Below are 1,959 nucleotides of genomic sequence, written 5' to 3'. Positions count from 1 at the left end.
GGAACGCTCGGAGATCATGCCGGTAATCAGAATTTTTTTGCCTTGCAAAAAGCCCATTTTCTTATCCTTTAGCAGTGGTATTGCGGTTGCATTAAACTGCGCATTATAGCAAAAACCGCTGTTTCGGCATAGAAAAAAACGGATAACCCTTTGTCTTGCCTCAAATAGGGATAAGGTTTTCTGCCAAGGCCGTCTGAAACCTGACGGAACAGCGGCAAAACGTTATACTTTATAGTCTTAATGACCGATGTTTCAGGAGTGAACCATGCCCGAGCAAAACCGCATTCTTTGCCGAGAACTCAGCCTGTTGGCGTTTAACCGCCGTGTACTGGCTCAGGCGCAGGATACGAAAGTTCCTTTGTTGGAGCGTTTGCGTTTTTTGTGCATTGTTTCTTCCAATTTGGACGAATTTTTTGAAGTGCGTATGGCGTGGTTGAAACGCGAAAACAAACTGCGTCCGCATCAGCCGCTCGACAACGGCAAAACCGCGGCCGAAACCATCGAAGCGGTGGCGAAAGAGGCGCAGGCTCTGATCCGCGAGCAGTACGACCTGTTTAACAAAGTATTGCAGCCTGCACTCAGCCGTGCCGGCATTCATTTCTATCGCCGCCACAAATGGACGGCTGCGCAGAAAAAATGGATTGAAAATTATTTCGACAACGAGCTGTTGCCCATTCTCACGCCCATCGGCCTTGATCCGTCACACCCGTTCCCGCGCCCGTTAAACAAATCGCTCAACTTCGCCGTCGAACTCGAAGGTACGGATGCATTCGGCCGTCCGTCCGGGATGGCGATTGTGCAGGCTCCGCGCATTTTGCCGCGCGTCGTCCCCATGCCGTCTGAAATTTGCGGCGGCGATGCAGGCTTTGTGTTCTTATCGTCTATTTTGCACGCCCATGTCGGCAAACTCTTTCCCGGCATGAAGGTTAAAGACTGCCATCAGTTCCGCCTCACGCGCGACAGCGATTTGACGGTTGATGAAGAAGATTTGAAAAACCTGCGTGCCGCGATTCAAAACGAGTTGCACGACCGCGAATACGGCGACGGCGTGCGCTTGGAAGTGGCAGACACTTGTCCGGCGCATATTCACGACTTCCTGCTTGCCCAGTTCAAGCTGACTTCTGCCGAGCTGTATCAGGTCAAAGGGCCGGTTAATTTGGTGCGCCTCAATGCCGTCCCCGATTTGGTGGACAGGCCGGATTTGAAGTTTCCACCGCGCAATGCAGGCCGTCTGAAAGCCTTGCGCAAAAACGGCTCCGTGTTCAAACTGGTCAAACAGTCGCCGATCTTGCTGCACCACCCGTATCAGTCTTTCGATCCGGTTGTCCAAATGATACGCGAAGCCGCAGCCGATCCGGATGTGTTGGCCGTCAAAATGACCATCTACCGCACCGGCAGCAACTCCGAGCTTGTACGCGCATTGATGAAGGCCGCGCTGGCGGGTAAACAAGTTACCGTCGTGGTCGAACTGATGGCGCGTTTTGACGAAGCCAACAACGTCAACTGGGCGAAGCAGCTGGAAGAGGCAGGCGCACACGTCGTGTACGGCGTATTCGGCTACAAAGTCCATGCCAAAATGGCTTTGGTTATCCGTCGCGAAGACGGCGTGCTCAAGCGTTATGCACACCTCGGTACCGGCAACTACCACCAAGGCACATCGCGCATCTACACCGACTTCGGCATCATTACCGCCGACGAACAAATCACTGCCGATGTGAACACTTTGTTTATGGAAATCACAGGCTTGGGCAAGCCGGGCCGTCTGAACAAGCTCTATCAAAGCCCGTTTACCCTGCACAAAATGGTCATCGACCGCATCAAGCAGGAAACCGAACACGCAAAAGCAGGCAAACCGGCGCGGATTACCGCCAAGATGAACTCCCTCATCGAGCCGAGCGTAATTGATGCGCTGTATCAAGCCAGCGCGGCAGGCGTGCAAATCGACCTGATTGTGCGCGG

At 53.4% G+C, this 1,959-nt stretch carries 1 protein-coding gene; it reads left to right on the top strand.

Going from position 1 to position 1,959, the window contains the following annotated elements:
* Positions 1–265: 265 nt before the first annotated feature.
* On the top strand, positions 266–1,959 hold a 1,694-nt coding region (ppk1, locus tag ACTHSP_RS20110), incomplete at its 3' end, for a polyphosphate kinase 1 (protein WP_440346783.1).

It is taken from the genome of Neisseria sp. P0001.S005, assembly GCF_051963715.1.
Note: the sequence above shows the minus strand (reverse complement) of the source record. Positions and strands in the feature narration are given on the sequence as shown.